A 14,715-nucleotide genomic window follows, 5' to 3' on the forward strand; every position below is an offset into this window, starting at 1 on the left:
CGGCGAGCTCTCGCAGCCGCCGGTGGAAGCCGCCGCCGATGGGTGCCATCGTGGAACGCGAGCCGGAACCGACTGGGCAGCGGGACCGGAGTGCGGTACCCGCAGTGGGCAGTGCACGACGCGGAAGCGGTACGAACCAGATGATTGTTGCGGTCGTGTTCGCCGTGCTGGCCGCTTGCAGCAACGCGGTCGGAACGGTGCTGCAACGACGTGCGGCGGTGGCGGCGCCCGACTCCACGGCGCGGTTCGGGCTCGTCCGGCAGCTGCTGCACAGCCCGCTCTGGTTCGGGGGCATCCTGGGCGTCGTCTTCGCCGCGCTCTTCCAGGCCCTGGCCCTGAACGCGGGCAGTCTGGCCGTGGTCCAGCCCCTCTTCATCCTGGAGCTTCCGCTGGCTCTCGTGGCCGGCAACGTGCTGTTCCGGGTGCGGGTGTCACGCAAGGCGTGGTTCTGCGTGCTGTGCATCTTCGTGGGTCTGGCCGTCAGCCTGTTCTCGGCCGCCCCCTCCGGCGGACGCTCCCAGGTCCCCGGACTGTGGTGGGTGCCGGCCCTCGCCGTGGTGGGCGGGGCCGGGGTCCTGCTCGTCCTGGCCGGGCTGCGCCGCCCCCGCGGACCGGCGCGTGCGGCCTGCCTGGCCGCCGCGGCCGCGATCGGCAACGCGCTGACGGCGGCGCTCGTCAAGTCCGCCATGAACGTCATGTCCGAGCAGGGGGCGACGGGGTTCTTCCTGGCCTGGCAGACCTACGGCTTCGCGGTCGCCGGTTCGCTCTCCATCCTGCTGCTGGGCTACGCCATGCAGGCGGGCCCACTGATCGCGTCCCAGCCGGCCCTCACGCTCGGGGACGCGGCCGTCAGCTTCTGCCTGGGCGTCGTCCTCTACGCGGAGTCGCCGCGCCATGGACTGTGGATGCTGCCCGCGTTCCTCGGCGTCGTCCTGCTCTGCTACGGCGTCTTCGCGCTCTCGCGCACCCCGTGCCTCGCGGGGTGCGTCAACCCGGAACCCGAGGAACCACGGCGCGGAGCGCGGCCCGCCTCGGCCGGCCATCACCCTGCGACGGCCGACTGAGACGGGACCGCGGCTCCCGGGTCCGGCTCGCTCAGGCGGCGAGGCGCCCGGCGAGGGCCTTGGCCTTGGCGGCCGCCTCCTGCAGGGCGCGCTCACGGGAGGCCTCGAAGAGCGGCACCAGCTCGGCCATGGCCGGGTTGTGCGGGGCCATGGTCAGCTCGGGCACGATGAAGTCGAGGTCGAGGCCGAGCGCGTCGCCGAGGACCGCCGTCAGGTAGTTCTGCACGTACTCGAACGACTCCCGCGGCGTGCCCGGCGCGTAGGAGCCACCGCGGCTGGCGACCACGGTGACCGGGGTGCCCTTGGCGGAGGGGGTCTCGCCCGCGGTGCGGCCGATCAGGATCACGTTGTCCAGCCAGGCCTTGAGGGTCGACGGGATCGCGAAGTTGTACATCGGGGCGCCGATCAGCACGGCGTCCGCCTGCTCCAGCTCCTCGATCAGCCGCACGCGCTCGGCGAAGGCGGCCGCCTGCTCCGGGGTGTGGGTGGCGGGATCGGCGAACCCGGCCGAGTGGGCGTCGGCGGTGATGTGCGGCACGGGCTCAGCGGAGAGATCACGGTAGATCACCGTGCCCTCCGGGTGCTGCTCCTCCCAGGCCTTGCGGAAGGTGTCCGTCACCGACCGGGAGGCGGAGGCGGAGGTCGGGAACACGGACGAGTCGAGGTGCAGGAGGGTGGCCATCGGGGGTCTCCAAAGAAGGGTGTCCGAGGGCGCCCGCCGGGGAGGCGGCCGCTCAGCGCTAAGTTTTCGTACTGGACTATAGATAGCACAGGTACTTACTTTTTTTCACCTCCGTACAGGAGGGCGGTATCCTGGGGGCATGACGGTCGAACAGAGCCACGACCCCGGCGCCTGCAAGCAGGTGGACGAGGGCATCACCCGGGTCTTCCAGTTGCTCGGCAAGCGCTGGACCGGCCCGATCGTGGCCGTACTCGTCGAGCAGCCGGCCAACTTCGCGGCCCTGCGCCGCGCCGTTCCCGGCCTCAGCGAGCGGATGCTCTCCGACCGCCTCACCGAACTCGGCGCCGCGGGACTCGTGGTGCGCGAGGTCGACGAGGGCCCGCCGCTGCGGGTCTCCTACCGCCTCACCCAGGCGGGGGCCGCGCTGGAGCCCGCGCTGAAGGAACTCGGGCAGTGGGCGAGCGAGCATCTGCCGGGCGGCGGGCCCTGTACGGAGCCGTGCGTGGAGTGACACCTGAGACCGGCGTGGGGCGGCGCAATCGGCCCCGGCCGGGCCTCGTCATGGGCTTTCGCTGTTCGGCGGGACCGAACTCCGGGTGTGTGGGGCATATCTCGTCACGCTGACACATCCCCATGTCAGCGCACCGGAATTACTGCTTCCGGACGCGCTGAACAGGCCCTCGAACGGCGGACGGGGCCGTCCGTGTCCACCCTCGTACTAAGATTGTCCGCTTGTTTGGAGCTGGACCGGAAGATCCCCAGGCATCCCTGCGGCCCCCCAGCGCCCGGAGCGATCCGGGAACGACACGTGAGGACCCGATGGCAGCCCTCCAGCAAGGCCCCGCACTCGCGCTGTCCGACGCGGAGCTGCGCGCCGAGTTCGGCGACCGCGCGCGCTTCCTCGCCGCCCCCGCCGCATCACCGCGCACCCTCGTGGACGTCTTCGACGCCACGGTACGGGCGCACCCCGACGAGCCCGCCCTCGACGACGGCCGCCGCAGCCTGACCTACCGGGCCCTGGCCGCCGAGGTCGAAACCCTCCGGCGCCGCCTCGCCGGCGCCGGAGTGGGCCGCGGCGACCGCGTCGGCGTACGCGTCCCGTCCGGCACCAACGACCTGTACGTGGCGATCCTGGCCGTACTCGCGGCGGGAGCCGCCTATGTCCCGGTGGACGCCGAGGACCCGGACGAGCGGGCCGAGCTGGTGTTCGGCGAGGCTCAGGTGCGCGCGGTCATCGGCGCCGGGCACCGGATCACCGTCGACGAGCCGTCCGACGTCCCCGCCGCCCGTCCCGACGTCGAGCCCGACGCCTGGATCATCTTCACCTCCGGCTCCACCGGCAAACCCAAGGGCGTCGCCGTCAGCCACCGCAGCGCCGCCGCGTTCGTGGACGCGGAGGCGGCGCTCTTCCTCCAGGAGGAGCCGATCGGGCCCGGCGACCGGGTCATGGCCGGCCTCTCCGTGGCCTTCGACGCCTCCTGCGAGGAGATGTGGCTGGCCTGGCGGTACGGGGCCTGCCTGGTGCCCGTACCGCGCTCGCAGGTCAGAAGCGGCGCCGATCTCGGCCCCTGGCTGGTCGAGCAGGAGATCACCGTCGTCTCCACCGTGCCGACCCTGGCCGCGCTCTGGGAGCCCGAGACCCTCAACGACGTCCGCCTGCTGATCTTCGGCGGCGAGGCCTGCCCGCCCGAGCTGGTGCAGCGGCTGGTCACCGAGGGACGCGAGGTATGGAACACCTACGGGCCGACCGAGGCGACCGTGGTGGCCTGCGCCGCACTGCTCACCGGCGAGGAGCCCATCCGGATCGGGCTGCCCCTGAACGGCTGGGAGCTGGTCGTCGTGGACGACGCCGGGCAGCCGGTCGCGATGGGCGAGAGCGGCCAGTTGGTCATCGGCGGGGTCGGACTCGCCCGGTATCTCGACCCCGAGAAGGACGCGGAGAAGTACGCGCCCCTGCCGTCCCTCGGCTGGGAGCGCGCCTACCGCAGCGGGGACCTCGTCCGGGCCGAGCCCGAAGGGCTGATCTTCCTCGGGCGCGCCGACGAACAGATCAAGCTCGGCGGGCGGCGGATCGAACTGGGCGAGGTGGACGCCGCACTCCAGGCGCTGCCCGGGGTGGCCGGTGCGGCCGCCGCGGTGCGCACCGCCCGCAGCGGCAACCAGCTTCTCGTCGGCTATGTCGTCACCCAGGAGGACTGGGACCACGCGGCGGCCGTCGAGCGGCTGCGCGCCGAACTGCCCGCCGCCCTGGTCCCGCTGCTCGCGCCGGTCGACGACCTGCCGACCCGCACGTCCGGCAAGGTCGACCGCAATGCGCTGCCCTGGCCGCTGGAGGGCCTGGAAGGCCCCGCCGCGCAGCTCTACGGCACCGAGGCCTGGCTCGCCGAGCAGTGGACCGAGGTCCTCGGCATCCCCGTGGCCGACGCCTCCGACGACTTCTTCGCGATCGGCGGCAGCAGCCTGGCCGCCGCCCAGCTCACCACCCGGCTGCGCACCCGCTACCCCAGCGCGGCCGTCCTCGACATCTACCAGCAGCCGACGCTGCGCAAGCTGGCCCGCCATCTGGACGAGTCGGCCCAGGACGACGGCGCGGAGCGCGTGGTCGCACCCGTGCCCAAGCGCGCGGGAGCACTCCAGCTCCTCCTGCTCGTGCCCCTCTTCACGGTGCTCGGGCTGCGCTGGACCGTGGCGCTGGCCGCGCTCGGCAACGTACTGCACTGGTTCGGTCCGTACCCGTGGGCGCCGGTCACCTCCTGGTGGGCCGTGGCCGTCGGCGCGCTGCTGTTCCACAGCCCGCCGGGGCGGCTCGCGATCGCGGCGGGCGGCGCCCGGCTGCTGCTGCGCGGGGTCACACCCGGCCGCTACGCGCGCGGGGGCGGCGTGCATCTACGGCTGTGGACCGCGGAACGGCTCGCCGAGTACAGCGGGGCGACCTCGCTGACGGGCTCCTGGCTCCAGCGGTACGCCCGGGCACTGGGCGCCAAGATCGGCCCGGACGTGGATCTGCACTCGCTGCCGCCGGTGACCGGCATGCTCAAGCTCGGCCGGGGCGCGGCCGTCGAGTCCGAGGTGGACCTGGCGGGCTACTGGCTGGACGGCGACCGGCTGGAGGTCGGCCCGGTCAAGGTGGGCGCGCACGCCGTGGTCGGCACGCGCAGCATGCTCTTCCCGGGCGCGCGAGTCGGCAAGCGTGCCGAGGTGGCCCCCGGTTCGGCCGTCGTCGGACAGATCCCGACCGGCCAGCGCTGGGCGGGCGCGCCCGCCGTCAAGCTGGGCAAGGCCAAGCGCAACTGGCCCAAGGAGCGACCGGGGCGCGGTACCTGGTGGCGGACGATGTACGGCGTCAACGGGCTCGCGCTCACCGCCCTGCCGGTCCCGGCGGGCGTGGCCGCGCTGCTGGTGGCGCACCTCTTCGTCGATCCGGCGGCCGGACTCGGCGCCGCCCTGCGAGGGGCCGCCCTGGCGCTCGTTCCCGCCACGCTCGCGTACGGGCTGACGTACGCACTGCTGCTCCTGGTCGCCGTACGGCTGATGAGTCTCGGGCTGCGTGAGGGCACCTACCCGGCCCACAGCCGCACCGGCTGGCAGGCCTGGACGGTCACCCAGCTGATGGACCGCTCGCGCGAGACCCTGTTCCCGCTGTACGCCGGGCTGGTCACCCCGGTATGGCTGCGTCTGCTCGGGATGCGGATCGGCCGGGGCGCAGAGGTGTCGACCGTCCTGGCGCTGCCGAGTCTGACCACGGTCGGCGACGGCGCGTTCCTGGCCGACGACACGCTGACCGCGCCGTACGAACTGGGCGGCGGCTGGATGCGGATCGGCCGCGCGGAGATCGGACGGCGGGCGTTCCTCGGGAACTCCGGGATGACCGCGCCGGGCCGCAGCGTGCCGGACGGCGGTCTGGTCGGCGTGCTCTCCGCGACCCCGAAGAAGGCGAAGAAGGGCAGCTCCTACCTGGGGCTGCCGCCGGTGAAGCTGCCGCGCACCGCCTCCGACAGCGACCAGAGCCGCACCTATGAGCCGCCGGCCCGGCTGCTTGTGGCGCGCGGGCTGGTGGAGCTGTGCCGGATCGTGCCCGTGTTCTGCTCGGCGGGGCTCGCCGTGCTGACGGTGGCGGCGCTCAGCGCGCTCGGGGTCTGGGCCTGGCTGCTGAGCGGGCTGGTGCTGCTCGCCGCCGGACTGGCGGGCGCCGCCCTGTCCGTCGTGGCGAAGTGGCTGCTCGTGGGCCGGCACCGCAGCGGCGAGCACCCGCTGTGGAGCTCCTTCGTCTGGCGCAACGAACTGGCGGACACCTTCGTCGAGGTCGTGGCCGTGCCCTGGCTGGCCGGGGCGGTGCCGGGCACACCGCTGATGACGCTGTGGCTGCGCGCACTCGGCGCCCGGATCGGCCGGGGTGTCTGGGTGGAGAGCTACTGGCTGCCGGAGACGGATCTGGTGACGCTGGAGGACGGCGCCACGGTCAACCGCGGCTGTGTGCTGCAGACCCACCTCTTCCACGACCGGATCTTGCGGACCGATACTGTGATCCTCCGTGCGGGCGCGACACTTGGCCCAGGCGGAATCGTCCTGCCCGGCAGCACGGTCGGGGCCCGCACCACGCTGGGTCCCGCCTCGCTCGTGATGGCGGCGGAGTCGGTGCCCGACGACACCCGCTGGCTGGGCAACCCGATCGAGGCATGGCGTCCCCGGAAGCGAGCGACGTGACTCGGCCCGGGACCGAGGACGGGGCACCGGCACGACGTACGAGCACAGCGCAGGGAGCAGACTCGGCAGTGAGCCCTCAGCAGAATGTGGAAGCGGACCCGTACTTCCCCGACAACGGCGATCCCCGCTACCGGGTCAACCGCTACGAGCTCACGCTGGACTACCGTCCCGGCCCCAACCGGCTCGCCGGGACGGCCCGGCTGGGCGCCATAGCGGGCGGCGCCCCGCTCACCGAGTTCCAGCTCAACCTGGCCGACTTCCGGATCGGCCGGATCAAGGTCGACGACCGGGCGGCGCACTACACACACCGCGGCGGCCGGCTGCGCATCCGCCCGTCGAAGCCGATCCGCGCCGGTGCCGCGTTCACCGTCGAGGTCCACTGGTCGGGCAATCCGAAGCCGGTCAGCAGCCCCTGGGGCGGGATCGGGTTCGAGGAACTGGAGGACGGGGCACTGGTGGCGAGCCAGCCCGTCGGGGCGCCGTCCTGGTACCCGTGCAACGACCGCCCGGCGGACAAGGCGTCGTACCAGATCTCGGTGACCACGCCTTCGGCGTACTCGGTGGTGACGGGCGGGCGCCTGTTGACCCGCACGACGAAGGCGTCGACGACCACCTGGGTGTACGAGCAGTCGGTACCGACCTCCAGCTATCTGGTGGGACTGGCGATCGGCCGGTACCACACGGTCCTGCTCGGCGACCCGGGCGAGGGCGGTGTGCCGCAGTACGGGCACCTTCCCGCGCGCCTGCTGCCGCAGTTCTCCCGGGACTTCGCGCGTCAGCCCGCCATGATGGAGCTGTTCCAGGAGCTGTTCGGCCCCTACCCGTTCGGCGAGTACGCGGTGGTGGTCACGGAGGAGGAGCTCGACGTCCCCGTGGAGGCACAGGGGTTGTCGCTCTTCGGCTCCAACCATGTGGACGGCGCCAGGGGTTCGGAGCGGCTGGTGGCGCACGAGCTGGCGCACCAGTGGTTCGGCAACAGCGTGTCCGTCGCGGACTGGCGGCACATCTGGCTCAACGAGGGCTTCGCGAAGTACGCGGAATGGCTCTGGTCGGAACGGTCGGGCGGCCCCGCGGCCGCCCAACTGGCCGCGACGGCACACCGGAAGCTGTCCGCGCTGCCGCAGGACCTGCGGCTGTCCGACCCGGGCCGCAAGCGGATGTTCGACGACCGGCTCTACGAGCGCGGCGGCCTCGTGCTGCACGCCCTGCGCTGCGCGCTGGGCGACGAGGCCTTCCACCGGATGCTGCGCGGCTGGGCTGCCGTCCACCGGGGCGCGACCGTGACGACCGCCGCCTTCACCAAGCACGCCGCGCGCTACGCGGGCCGGCCCCTGGACGATCTGTTCACCGCCTGGGTGGACGGTGCGGCGTTGCCGCCGCTGCCGTCCCAGGTGGCCGCGGTGCCGATGCGGCCGTCCTATCCGCCCAGCAACGCGAGGTCCAAGTGACCCACGGGGCCGCGCCCGCCGGGCCGGATGAACGGACACCGGCCCGAGGAGCGCCCGGCTCCCTGAGTCAGCGGCGCTCGTACGTCAGCGTGAGGATCTCCAGCACCTCGGCTTCGACCGGCAGCCGCGGCGCGTTCTTGGTCACGGCGTCGGCCACCGCGCCGGCTGCGATGGCCGGCAGCAGTGCGCGGTCGGCGCCCAGCTCGCGCAGCGGCCGCTTGATGTCCAGCGCCCCGGAGATCTTCCGTACGGCCGCCACGGCGGCCCCGGCCCAGTCGCCGTCGGCGGGCGGTGCGAGGCGCATCGCCCGGGCCACCCGCTCGTAAGCGCCCTGCGCGGCGGGTGCGCTGAACTCCATGACCTCCTCGAGAACGGCGGCGAGGGCCACTCCGTGCGGGGTGCCGGTGTGGGCGGTGATCGCGTGGCCGATGCCGTGCACGAGGCCGAGCCCGGAGAGGGTCAGGGCCTGCCCCGCCAGGTGGGCGCCCATCATCAGCTCGGCGCGTGCGTCGAGGTCCGAGCCGTCCCGGTACGCGACGGGCAGGGCGCGGCTCACCATGGCCACGGCCTGGGTGGCGTATGCGACGGAGAACGGGTTCGCGCCCCGCGAGGCAAGCGACTCGATGCCGTGGACCAGCGCGTCGAGGCCGGTCGCGGCGGTGGCCGGGGCGGGCAGGCCGAGCGTCAGCTCCGGGTCCAGCAGGGCGATGCGCGGCTTGACCGAGGGGTGACCGATATAGACCTTCCGGCAGGTCTCGGTGTCCTCGATGACGCCGAAGCCATTGGTCTCCGCGCCCGTACCGGAGGTGGTGGGGACGGCGACGACCGGCAGTCCCTGCGCCGCCTCCCACAGGTGATCGGCGTCGGCGGCCACCGCGTCCGGGTTGCCGACCAGCAGGGAGACGCCCTTTGCCGCGTCCAGGACCGAGCCGCCGCCGAGCGCGACGACCGCGGCGGGGCCGAAGGCGCGGGCCCGCGTGGCGCCCGCGTCGACATCGCGCGTGGACGGGTTGGGCGCCACCTCGTCGTGGACGGTGTACTCGATGCCTGCGCTGTCGAGGGTCTTGAGGACGCGTTCGACGACGCCGGCGGCGCGCAGCCCCCGGTCCGTGACGACGAAGGCGCGGGCGTGGCCGGTCGTCGCGATCAGCTCGGGCAGCAGGGCGATGCGACCGGGACCGAACTCGACCCGGCAGAGGGGTTCGATGCTCAGCGACGCGGTGGCGAGGCTGTCGCGCTGGGGAGAGGTCATGGGATGGGGCTCCTGAGTGCTGCGTACCGGTTCAGACCGTGACTGCCGTGGTGTCCGGCGCGACTGCCGCTGGGGCGGGCAGGCGGAAATCCTGCCCCGCGAGGGCCTCATAGAGGCGGACCGGGCTCATCTCGCCCGCGAGGTCGCCGTGCTGGGCCCTGGCGCGGCGGTAGATCTGCTCGACGAGGGCAGACAGCTCGGTGGACACGCCCAGTTCGCGGCCGAGGTCGACGGCGAGCCCGAGGTCCTTGCAGGCGAGGGCCATGGCGAAGGAGTCGTCGTAGTCGCCGTCGGCGAGCACGCACATGATGTCGTTCTGCAGGAAGTGCGAGGCGGCCGGGCTCGCCAACAGTGCGCCGCGCAGCACCCCCAGGTCGACACCGGCCTTCACGCCCATGGCGAGTACCTCCGAGGTGGCGACCAGGTGACTGAACCAGAGCAGATTGATCATCAGCTTGACGGTATAGCCCGCGCCGGGCGGCCCGACGTGCAGGATGCGCTGCGGGTCGCCCATCGCCTCCAGGACGGGCAGGGCGAGGCGGAAGTCGTCGTCGCGGCCGCCCACGAAGATCTGGAGGGTGCCGGCCTCGGCGCCCCGGGCCATGCCGCTGACCGGCGCGTCGAGCCGGCGCACGGCCCGGGCGTCCAGGACCTCGGCCGCGACCCGCTCCGCCGCCGCCGGCGTCGAGGTGGACATGTCGATCCACAGCGCGCCCGCAGGCAGGGCCTGGGCCGCCCCTCCGCGCAGCAGCACATCCTCGACGATGCGCGGGGTGGGCAGCATGGTGATCAGGAACTCGGCGTCGCGTGCGCACTCGGCGGGGGAGCCGGCCCAGCGGGCGCCGAGTGCGAGATGGCCGGCGGCGGCCTCGGGCCGGGTGTCGTGCACGGTGACCAGGTGTCCCGCCTGGACCAGATGGCGGGCCATGGGGTGTCCCATGTTGCCCAGGCCGATGAAACCGATCCTCATCAGTGTCCTCGATGCTGTCGGAGATGAGACGAAGGGGGTGTCCGACCCGAACGGGTCGCGGATCAGGCGAGATTGATCCAGGTGGTCTTGAGCGCGGTGTAGGCGTCCAGAGCGTGCAGGGACTTGTCGCGGCCCGCGCCGGTGGCCTTGAAGCCGCCGAACGGCGTGATGACATCGCTGGCGTCGAAGGTGTTGATCCAGACCGTGCCGGCCCGCAGTCGCCTCGCGGTGCGGTGGGCCACGGTGACGTCCCGGGTCCACACCGAGGCCACGAGACCGTAGTCGCTCTCGTTGGCGAGCCGTACGCCCTCGTCGACGTCTCCGTCGTAGGACACCACCGCCAGGACCGGCCCGAAGATCTCCTCCCGGCCTACGACGGAGGTGTTGTCGACTCCGTCGAGAATGGTGGGTTCGACATAGCTGCCACCGAGCTCGGCCAGCGTGCGGCCGCCGCCGAGCAGTACGGTCGCGCCGTCCTGGGTGCCGCGCTCGACATAGCCGAGGATCTTGGCGAGCTGGTTCTCGTCGACGATCGGCCCCATGACGGTGGACGGGTCGAGGGGGTCGCCGACGCGGAAGGTCTCGGCGGTGATCCGGCGCACGGCGTCCAGCAGCCGGTCCTTGACACCGGCGTGCACGACGACGCGGGATCCCGCGTTGCAGGTCTGCCCCGCGTTGTAGAAGATGCCCCAGGCCACGGCCGCGGCGGCTGCCTCGATGTCCGCGTCGGCCAGAACGAGTTGCGGCGACTTGCCGCCCGCCTCGACGGCGACCTGCTTGCCGTTGGACTCGCCCGCGTACACCTGGAAGAGCCGGGCCACCGCCGCCGAGCCGGTGAAGGCGATCTTGTCGACGTCCGGATGGCGGCCGAGTGCCTGCCCGGCGACCTCCCCCCGTCCCGGGACCACATTGAGGACACCGTCGGGCAGCCCCGCCTCGGTGGCGAGTGCGGCCAGCCGGAGGGCGGCGAGCGAGGTCTGCTCGGCCGGCTTCAGCACCACGCTGTTGCCCGTGGCGATGGCGGGCCCCAGTTTCCAACTGGCGATCAGCAGCGCGTAGTTCCAGGGCACGACCACGCCGACCACGCCGAGGGGCTCGCGGGTGATCAGCGCGAGCGCGTCACCGGGGGTCGGTGCGACCTCGTCGTATGTCTTGTCGACGGCCTCGGCGTACCAGGCGACGGTCTCCGCGGCCTTGGCCACGTCCACGCGCAGCGACTCTGTGATGGGCTTGCCCATCTCCAGAGTGTCGAGGAGGGCGAGCTCCTCGGCGTTCGCGCGGATCAGCTCCGCCCAGCGCAGCAGGACGTGCTTGCGCTCCTTGGGCGCGAGGTCGCGCCAGCGTCCGTCCTCGAAGGCCGTACGGGCCGACCGGACGGCCCGGTCGACGTCCTCGGCGGACCCGGCCTGCACCTCGCACAGGACCGAACCGTCGCGGGGCGACACGCTCGGGAAGCTCTCACCGGAGGTGGCGTCGGTGAAGGTGCCGTCGATGTACGGGCGGGTCTCGAAGGTGAGTTTGGCGGCCGCGGCCCGCCACTCGTCGTGGGAGCGGGTCAGCAGTTCCTCGATGGTGTCGGTCACTCGACCCTCCAGCGGTCGATCGCGTCCTCGTCCAGTTCGATGCCGAGACCGGGCCTGTCCGGTACTTCGAGGCAGCCGTCGGCGTCCACCTGCACGGGCTCGGCGAGCATGAAGTCGCGGCGCTCGGGGGTCCAGCCGGGCGGATCGTAGGGGAACTCGAAGAAGGGACCGCCGCCGACGCCTGCCGCGACATGCAGATTGGCCAGCACCCCGATGCCGTTCGTCCAGCTGTGCGGGGTGAACTGGCGGTGCTTCAGCTGCGCGAGTTCGGCCAGGGTACGGGCGCGGTGCATGCCGATCGCGAGCACCACGTCCATCTGGTAGACGTCGAGGGCGTCCTCTTCGAGGTAGCGCAGGAGCTCGGTGGGGGAGTGGTGCATCTCGCCGGCCGCGATCCGTACGCCCGGGTTCTCGGCCCGCAGCCGCTTGAAGCCGTTCAGATCCGCGTACGGCAGCGGCTCCTCCACCCAGAACACATCGAGCTCGGCGAGCCGGGCGACGACCTTGCGGGTCTTGGCGAGGTCGGAGGCGTTCGCCGTGTCACCCGCCATCCGCCAGGACTGGTTGAGGTCGACCATGATCTCGAAGCCGTCGCCCAGTTCCTGGCGTACGGCGCGTACCGCCGCGATGCCCTCGTCGACGTGGTCCCGGTCGATGCGGATCTTCATGGCCCTGAAGCCCGCCTCGCGCACCTTCAGGGCCGTCGCGACCCGCTCCCGCGGCGACTTCAGCTCTCCGGACGAGGCGTAGGCGGGCAGCTTCTTCGCCGCGTTGCCGAACAGCTCGGAGACCGGCCGGCCGTGCACCTTGCCGATGACGTCCCACAGGGCTGCCTCCAGCGGCCAGTAGGAGGCGCCGTGGAAGTTCGCGGTCTCGATCGCCCTGACATGCCGGGTGATGTCGAGCGGGTCCTCGCCGACGAACAGATGCTTGTAGGTGCCGAAGCCGTCCATGAGGTCGCCGGAGCCCAGGCCGGTGATTCCCTCGTCGGTGTGCACGCGGACGATCGTGGCGTCGAAGTGGCGGCGCGGCTCGGGGTCCCAGGCGGCGTGGAAGGGCGGATCCAGTTCCAGCCGGAGCCGGTCCAGGGTGATGTCGGTGATCTTCATCGGGCGGCCGCCTCGGGTGCCGATGCGGCGAGCACCTCGGGGGAGGGCGTGTAGAACGGGTTCGCCGGACCTTCCTCGGCGGCGGCCAGGGCGTCGAAGACCGTGGGCGTACCCGTCACGGCCGCGCGGATCGCGCCGTGCGCGGCGGCCCGCTGGTTGCGGAAGCAGGCGTCGAGGTCATGGACCGCCGGATTGACCCACACCGCGGCGATGATCAGCAGGTGGTCGGCTTCCCCGGCCGGGATCAGGTCCTGCGCCACCGCGTCCAGCACGCCCTGGGCCAGGCCCGCCTGGGCGCTCCCCCAGGTGGCGCGCTCGTGTAGATCGCTGCCGACGGCGGCCTTGTTCACGAACAGCGTCAGCGGCCTGATCGGCACCGATGGGCGTACGACCGTCATGAACGGCACATGTCCGCCGCTCGGCGTGGCCAGCGCGGTGGCCCACGCGGTCTCGACCGGGCCGCCCTTGCGGCCGATCACCACGTTCGTGTGGGCCGCATCGGCGCCGTCACCGACGAAGGACTCGCCGATCAGCGCCGTGGCGGCGTAGGGGGAGGGCATCGGAACTCCTGGACCGTTGGTGGCGGGGGCTCCCTGGGGGAACCCGGATGCGACGTGAGTGGGGGATGAACCTCGCATTCGGTGCAGTTCATCCGTGCTGATGCGGCGAATCTAGGTCGGCAGTCACCCCCTCGCAAGGCGGTCACGGGAATCGAAACGCCGGTTGCTCTCCTGACAACTCATGGGCTGACCTGGGGCTCCCTCCTGGTCTCGCGGGCCTAGGATGACGCGCGTGACGGACACCTCCTCGGCCTCGCGGGGGCATGGCCTGCGCCGGGACATCGACCTGCTGGAGGCCCTCGCCTCCGACGAGGCACAGACCGCCGGCGGCCTCGGCGTCGTACGTCTCGCCTGCCTGGTGGGACGCGAGAAGACCCAGGTCTCCCGCGCCCTGAAGGCCCTCGCCGCCGAGGGGATCGTGGAGCGCGACCCCGACACGCTGGAGTACCGCCTGGGCTGGCGCCTGTTCTCCCTGGTGGCCCGCACCTCGGAGAGCCGACTGGTGCGGGTGGCCGAGCCGCTGATGCACGCCTTGTCCGCGGACCTGGAGGAGACCAGCCATCTGTGCGTGCTGAGTGACCAGGAGGTCCTCACCCTGCTGTCGGTCTCCGGTCACTCCTTCCGCGTCCACGGCTGGGAGGGCCGCGGGGTACCCGCCTGGCAGACGTCCGCCGGCCGCGTCCTGCTGGCCGACGCCACCCCGGACGAGCTGTACGTCCGCTTCGGCACGACCGGCGATATGCCGGTGCCCGAGTTGTGGGGGCTCATCCAGGAGGCCAGGAAGCAGGGGTACGCGCGGGTCAGCGAGGAGTTCGAGGAGGGTCTCGTCGGGGTCTCCGCCCCGGTGCGCGACTTCCGGGGCCGGGTCGTCGCGGCCCTCAACATCTCCGCGCCCAAGATCCGGCTGGGCGGCCGCCTCGACGAAGCCGGCCGCACGACGGCCCGCGCCGCGGCCCGCGTCTCGGCGCTGCTGGGCTGGGAACCACGGCGCGCACTACCGGCCAGGACCGGGCCGACCTGAGCGGCCCCGGCAGCGCCCACGCCTGCCTCAGTCGGCGCGGGTGCCCGTGGGCCCGCACCGCCCGCGGCCCGCGTCTCGGCGCTGCTGGGCTGGGAACCACGGCGCGCACTACCGGCCAGGACCGGGCCGACCTGAGCGGCCCCGGCAGCGCCCACCCCTGCCTGAGCCGGCGCGGGTGCCCGTGGGCCCGCACCGCCCGTGGCCCGCGTCTCGGCGCTGCTGGGCCGGGAACCACGGCGCGCACTACCGGCCAGGACCGGGCCGACCTGAGCGGCCCCGGCAGCGCCCACCCCTGCCTGAGCCGGCGCGGGTGCCCGTGGGC

General features: G+C 72.7%; 11 protein-coding genes. 5 read left to right on the top strand and 6 right to left on the bottom strand.

Features of this window, described 5'->3' with window-relative positions; translation table 11 throughout:
* The first annotated feature begins 140 nt into the window (after positions 1-140).
* On the top strand, positions 141-1,064 hold the full coding sequence (locus ACFY2Z_RS08780) for a DMT family transporter (protein WP_390743456.1): 924 nt from the start codon (positions 141-143) through the stop codon (positions 1,062-1,064).
* Positions 1,065-1,095: 31 nt separating this feature from the next.
* Here ACFY2Z_RS08780 and ACFY2Z_RS08785 read toward each other — a convergent pair whose 3' ends face one another.
* Positions 1,096-1,746 carry an FMN-dependent NADH-azoreductase gene (locus ACFY2Z_RS08785; protein WP_390743457.1) on the bottom strand — a complete coding sequence of 217 codons (651 nt, stop codon included), beginning with the start codon at positions 1,744-1,746 and terminating at the stop codon, positions 1,096-1,098.
* A gap of 139 nt (positions 1,747-1,885) precedes the next feature.
* Between ACFY2Z_RS08785 and ACFY2Z_RS08790 the strand changes: the two genes are divergently transcribed.
* The 3 genes from ACFY2Z_RS08790 (at position 1,886) to ACFY2Z_RS08800 (ending at position 7,898) form a co-directional block, all read left to right on the top strand.
* Positions 1,886-2,257, top strand: a complete 372-nt coding sequence (locus ACFY2Z_RS08790) for a winged helix-turn-helix transcriptional regulator (protein ID WP_390743458.1) — start codon at positions 1,886-1,888, stop codon at positions 2,255-2,257.
* 308 nt (positions 2,258-2,565) lie between these two features.
* A complete protein-coding gene (locus ACFY2Z_RS08795) occupies positions 2,566-6,450 on the top strand; it encodes a Pls/PosA family non-ribosomal peptide synthetase (RefSeq protein WP_390743459.1) in 3,885 nt (1,294 codons plus the stop codon).
* A 68-nt stretch (positions 6,451-6,518) separates the two neighbouring features.
* Positions 6,519-7,898, top strand: a complete 1,380-nt coding sequence (locus ACFY2Z_RS08800) for a M1 family metallopeptidase (protein WP_390743460.1) — start codon at positions 6,519-6,521, stop codon at positions 7,896-7,898.
* 67 nt (positions 7,899-7,965) lie between these two features.
* On the opposite strand, the gene ACFY2Z_RS08805 is transcribed toward ACFY2Z_RS08800, so the two are convergent.
* The 5 genes from ACFY2Z_RS08805 to fae form a co-directional block, all read right to left on the bottom strand.
* A complete protein-coding gene (locus ACFY2Z_RS08805) occupies positions 7,966-9,150 on the bottom strand; it encodes an iron-containing alcohol dehydrogenase family protein (RefSeq protein WP_390743461.1) in 1,185 nt (394 codons plus the stop codon).
* Positions 9,151-9,181: 31 nt separating this feature from the next.
* Complete coding sequence (locus ACFY2Z_RS08810) at positions 9,182-10,120, bottom strand: NAD(P)-dependent oxidoreductase (protein ID WP_390743462.1); 939 nt, start codon at positions 10,118-10,120, stop codon at positions 9,182-9,184.
* Positions 10,121-10,182: 62 nt separating this feature from the next.
* On the bottom strand, positions 10,183-11,703 hold the full coding sequence (locus ACFY2Z_RS08815; protein WP_390743463.1) for an aldehyde dehydrogenase family protein: 1,521 nt from the start codon (positions 11,701-11,703) through the stop codon (positions 10,183-10,185).
* Positions 11,700-12,812 (bottom strand): mandelate racemase/muconate lactonizing enzyme family protein, encoded by a 1,113-nt coding sequence (locus tag ACFY2Z_RS08820; RefSeq protein ID WP_390743464.1) that lies wholly within the window; start codon positions 12,810-12,812, stop codon positions 11,700-11,702. The genes ACFY2Z_RS08815 and ACFY2Z_RS08820 overlap by 4 nt, the downstream gene beginning before the upstream one ends.
* Positions 12,809-13,372, bottom strand: coding sequence for a formaldehyde-activating enzyme (gene fae, locus ACFY2Z_RS08825; RefSeq protein WP_390743465.1), 564 nt, complete (start codon positions 13,370-13,372; stop codon positions 12,809-12,811). Before fae ends, ACFY2Z_RS08820 begins: the two co-directional genes overlap by 4 nt.
* Before the next feature lie 223 nt (positions 13,373-13,595).
* Here fae and ACFY2Z_RS08830 point away from each other — a divergent pair, with 223 nt between their 5' ends.
* Positions 13,596-14,393, top strand: a complete 798-nt coding sequence (locus ACFY2Z_RS08830; protein WP_390743466.1) for an IclR family transcriptional regulator — start codon at positions 13,596-13,598, stop codon at positions 14,391-14,393.
* The last annotated feature ends 322 nt before the right edge of the window (positions 14,394-14,715 follow it).

Source organism: Streptomyces sp. NPDC001222, from assembly GCF_042896945.1.
GTDB lineage: Bacteria > Actinomycetota > Actinomycetes > Streptomycetales > Streptomycetaceae > Streptomyces > Streptomyces gibsoniae.

Excerpts from the sequence above, each read along its gene's own strand:
- ACFY2Z_RS08810 (WP_390743462.1), bottom strand. The coding sequence starts at position 10,120 with ATGAGGATCGGTTTCATCGGCCTGGGCAACATGGGACACCCCATGGCC.
- ACFY2Z_RS08785 (WP_390743457.1), bottom strand. The coding sequence starts at position 1,746 with ATGGCCACCCTCCTGCACCTCGACTCGTCCGTGTTCCCGACCTCCGCC.
- ACFY2Z_RS08820 (WP_390743464.1), bottom strand. The coding sequence starts at position 12,812 with ATGAAGATCACCGACATCACCCTGGACCGGCTCCGGCTGGAACTGGAT.
- ACFY2Z_RS08795 (WP_390743459.1), top strand. The coding sequence starts at position 2,566 with ATGGCAGCCCTCCAGCAAGGCCCCGCACTCGCGCTGTCCGACGCGGAG.
- ACFY2Z_RS08830 (WP_390743466.1), top strand. The coding sequence starts at position 13,596 with ATGACGCGCGTGACGGACACCTCCTCGGCCTCGCGGGGGCATGGCCTG.
- ACFY2Z_RS08780 (WP_390743456.1), top strand. The coding sequence starts at position 141 with ATGATTGTTGCGGTCGTGTTCGCCGTGCTGGCCGCTTGCAGCAACGCG.
- fae (WP_390743465.1), bottom strand. The coding sequence starts at position 13,372 with ATGCCCTCCCCCTACGCCGCCACGGCGCTGATCGGCGAGTCCTTCGTC.
- ACFY2Z_RS08790 (WP_390743458.1), top strand. The coding sequence starts at position 1,886 with ATGACGGTCGAACAGAGCCACGACCCCGGCGCCTGCAAGCAGGTGGAC.
- ACFY2Z_RS08805 (WP_390743461.1), bottom strand. The coding sequence starts at position 9,150 with ATGACCTCTCCCCAGCGCGACAGCCTCGCCACCGCGTCGCTGAGCATC.